Origin of the sequence: Cellulomonas massiliensis JC225 (genome assembly GCF_000312005.1) — a bacterium.
Classification (GTDB): domain Bacteria; phylum Actinomycetota; class Actinomycetes; order Actinomycetales; family Cellulomonadaceae; genus Cellulomonas; species Cellulomonas massiliensis.
Map to the genome: position 1 here is coordinate 1,240,489 of NZ_HE978588.1, position 3,467 is coordinate 1,243,955.

The following is a 3,467-nucleotide window of genomic DNA, read 5'->3' on the forward strand; positions in this document are numbered from 1 at the left end:
CCACGCCCGGCCCTCCGGCCCGAGCCGCCCGCCGCGCGGCCGCCCGCGGCGCGCCGTCTCGACCGCCCGCGTGAGCATCTCGTCGGCGTCCGCCGCCAGCGGGCCGAGCTCCTGCCCGGCGAGCCGCCGCTGCTCCGCGGCGTCCGCGATCGCCGCCAGCGCGAGCGCGGAGAGCCAGATGCCGCCGAGGAAGAAGTCGTTCCACACCTTCTCCAGGTGGGCGATGGCGCGGCGGGCCACCTCCACCGCGTCGTCGAGCTCGCCGCGCCACGTCAGGGCGTCCACGGTGCAGCCGCCCCCGACGAGCGCGATCATCCCGTCGCGGTGCCAGCCGGGCTCCAGCGAGCGCCCGCGGGTGAGCGCGTCCTCGTCGCCGCGCGCCACCGCGGAGTACAGGCTCACCGCCGTCAGCGCGCCCGAGAGCTCGTCGGAGACCCCGGGTGCGCCGCCGGGCGTCAGGTCGCCCAGCGTGTACCGGACGAGCTCCGCGAACAGCCACAGCTCGGCGGCGTACAGGCTCGAGGACAGGCCCAGCTCGCGCGCCCGCTCGAGCCCCTCGTGCGCCAGCCGCCGGGCCGTCAGCAGGTCGCCGGCGTAGTAGCGGTTGGACGCGAGGTTGTGCCGCGAGCGCAGCTCCGTGACGAACTCCCCGGCGGCCTGCGCGCGCTCGACGGCCGTGGCCATGAGCTCGGCGGCGTGGTCGCGGTCGTCGGCCGAGACGACCGCGAGCGTCGTCAGTGCGTCCGCCTCGGCGCCCAGCGCCCCGACCGCGCGGGCCATGTCGACCGCGCGCCGGCCCCACTCCAGCGCCTCCTCGTCCAGGTCGAGGTTGAGGCTGGTGCGCGCGTACGTCGCGAAGGCCCACGCGCGCGCCGGGCACGGCGTCTCGTCGGGCAGCTCGTCGATCGCCGCGGCCGCCTCGCGGTGCGCCGGCTCGAGGTCCTCGACGTCGAGCAGGTGGCGCGCCAGCACCGTGCGCAGCTGCGCCCGCCGCATGGGCTCGAGCCCGGGCTCGTCCACCGCGGCCCGGGCCAGCTGCACGGCGCGCTCCATGCGCCCGGCGTTGCTCGCCGCGCGGGTCGCGGCGGTGAGGACGTCCACGTGCTCGACGTCGAGCTCGCCCGCCGGCACCGCGTCCCACAGGCGCAGGACGACCTCGAGCTGGTCGAGCTCCTCCGCGGGCGCGAGCAGCTCCCCGGCCTGGCGCGCCGCCTCCCACGCCGCGCGCAGCGCGACGGGCAGGTCGGGCGCCCGCAGCGCGTGCGACGCGAGCTGCGACGACGGGCCGAGCGTCGGGTCCGCCTGGAGCGCGCGCAGGTACGCACGGTGCAGCCGCGCCTGCTCGCCGGGCAGCAGGTCGGTGTAGACGGCCTCGGCGAGCAGCGCGTGCCGGAAGGCGAGCAGATCGTGCTCGACGCCGAGCACGTGGTGGGTGATCGCGTCGCGCAGCGCCGCGTCGACGGCCCCGGGCGCCCCGAGCGACGGCAGCTCCGCCGCCTCGACGGCCGCGCGCAGCAGGCGCTCGTCGACCCGCCGCCCACCGACGGCCGCGACCTGCACGAGCTCCTGCGTCGCGGGCTCGAGCTGCTCGACGCGGGTGCGCAGCACGTCGCCGAGCGACCAGGGCAGCTCGCCGTCCGCGTCCGCCTCCAGCAGCTCCTCCGCGAAGTACGCGTTGCCCTCCGACCGGGCCACGACGCTGCGCAGCTCGGCCTCGGGCAGGGCCGTCCCCGTCACGGCGACCGTGAACTGCGCGAGCTCCGCCTCCGTGAACGGGGGCAGGTCGAGCCGGACCACGCGCGGGTGCCGGGTCAGCTCGGCCAGCAGCGGGCGCAGCGGGTGGCGCCGGTGCAGGTCGTCCGTCCGGTAGCTGCCGACCAGCAGGATCCGCTGCGAGCGCAGCCGCGAGACGACGAAGCGCAGCACCTCCCGGCTCGAGACGTCCGCCCAGTGCAGGTCCTCCAGGACGAGCAGCAGCGGCGCCTCGGCGGAGCACGCGTCCAGCACCTCGACGATGCCCTCGAACAGCTGCAGCCGCGTGGACCGGTCGTCGGCCTGCTCGTCGGCCGGCTGGCCGCCACCGGGCAGCAGGCGGGCCAGCGCGGGCCGCGACCGCGCGACCTCGCCGACGGCCTCGGGGGCGAGCGCCTGCAGCTGCGCCAGCGCCTCGGCGAACGGCAGGTACGGCAGCCCGATCTCGCCGAGGTCCACGCAGTGCGCGACGACCGCGCGCGCGCCGGCCAGCTCGGCCCGCTCCGCCACGTGCCGCAGCAGGCGGGTCTTGCCGACGCCCGCGTCCGCCGCGACGAGCACGGCACCCGGGGTGCCGGCGCGCGCGCGGTCGAGCGCCTCGGCCAGGGCCGTGACCTGCTCCTCCCGCGCGACGAACGGGGTGCTCGTGCTCCTGGACGCCATGTGCGCCAGTGTCCCAGCGACCACCCACGCGCGTCGTGCCGGATTCCCACCCCTCGGACACGATCCGCCCGCCGGTGCGGCAGGCGGATCGGGCGACCGTCGGGCACCCTGGTTCCCGTGGGTGACGTCCGGCACATCGCAAGCGCGGCGAGCGTGCGGCGTCGCGCGTCCCGTCTGGTCCTCGACGAGGAGCGCGTCGTCAGCGCCGAGACCAGCGCGCCGCGCGCGATCCGGCACTGGGTGATGCGCGCGATCGCGGCCGCGGAGATCGTCGGCGCGCCCAACCAGGTCGTGGAGCTGCTCACCGGCGAGCTCGTCTCCAACGCCGTCGTGCACGGGCCCGAGGGCGGCTCCGTGCGCGTCCGGCTGACCGTCGACGGCTACCTCGTGCGCGTCGAGGTGACGGACGAGGGCGGCGGGCACCCCACCGTGCTGCACCCGGAGCCCACCGCCCCGCACGGCCGCGGCCTCGCGCTCGTCGAGGCCCTCGCGACCGGCTGGGGCACCTGGGCCGACGAGGCCGGGACGACCGTCTGGTTCGAGGTCGACGCCGACGAGTGAGCCGACGGCGCGGCCCGTGCGGGCCGCCCGTGCGCCCTCCCACCGCTCCCACGTGGGGGTTCGCGGAGTTTTCGCGTAGTTTCGGTGCATGCGCCGGGTGAGCCGGCGTCACGGAGGGGCGAGGACGATGAGCGACGACGACGCGCGCGACGGGCGGGTGGCCACGCGGCTGCCCGAGATCCGGGCGGAGGTCCGGGCGGACGGCACGGGCGAGCTGTCGGTCGACGGCGTCGTCCAGCACATCCGCACGACGACGCTGTCCGACGCGGGCGCCGCGGTGACGGCGCGCATCGCCGCGCTGGCGCAGGCCGCGGGGCAGGCCCTGCCGGCCGAGGTGCGCGACCCCGACGGGCTCTGGTCCCTGCTCATCTACCCCGACGGCGCCGTCGACGAGGCGCCGCCCGGCACCGGCGCCCAGGCGGTGGTCCCCCCGGCCGCCGCCCCGGAGGCGCCGGGAGCGTCGCCGGCCGCCGAGGCCCCGTCCTCGCCCC

At 77.8% G+C, this 3,467-nt stretch carries 2 protein-coding genes and 1 pseudogene; 2 read left to right on the forward strand and 1 reads right to left on the reverse strand.

Annotation, left to right across the window (positions count from 1 at the left end; genetic code table 11):
* Positions 1-2,415: ATP-binding protein (locus tag HGCM_RS17145; protein WP_019135933.1), on the reverse strand; the 2,415-nt coding region annotated here is incomplete at its 3' end.
* A 117-nt stretch (positions 2,416-2,532) separates the two neighbouring features.
* On the opposite strand from HGCM_RS17145, the gene HGCM_RS05860 reads away from it, so the two are divergent.
* The gene (locus HGCM_RS05860) at positions 2,533-2,976 is read left to right on the forward strand and encodes an ATP-binding protein (RefSeq protein ID WP_019135934.1); all 444 of its coding nucleotides are present in this window, start codon (positions 2,533-2,535) and stop codon (positions 2,974-2,976) included.
* A gap of 127 nt (positions 2,977-3,103) precedes the next feature.
* Positions 3,104-3,467, forward strand: a pseudogene (locus tag HGCM_RS19715) (chromosome partitioning protein); the annotation flags it as partial.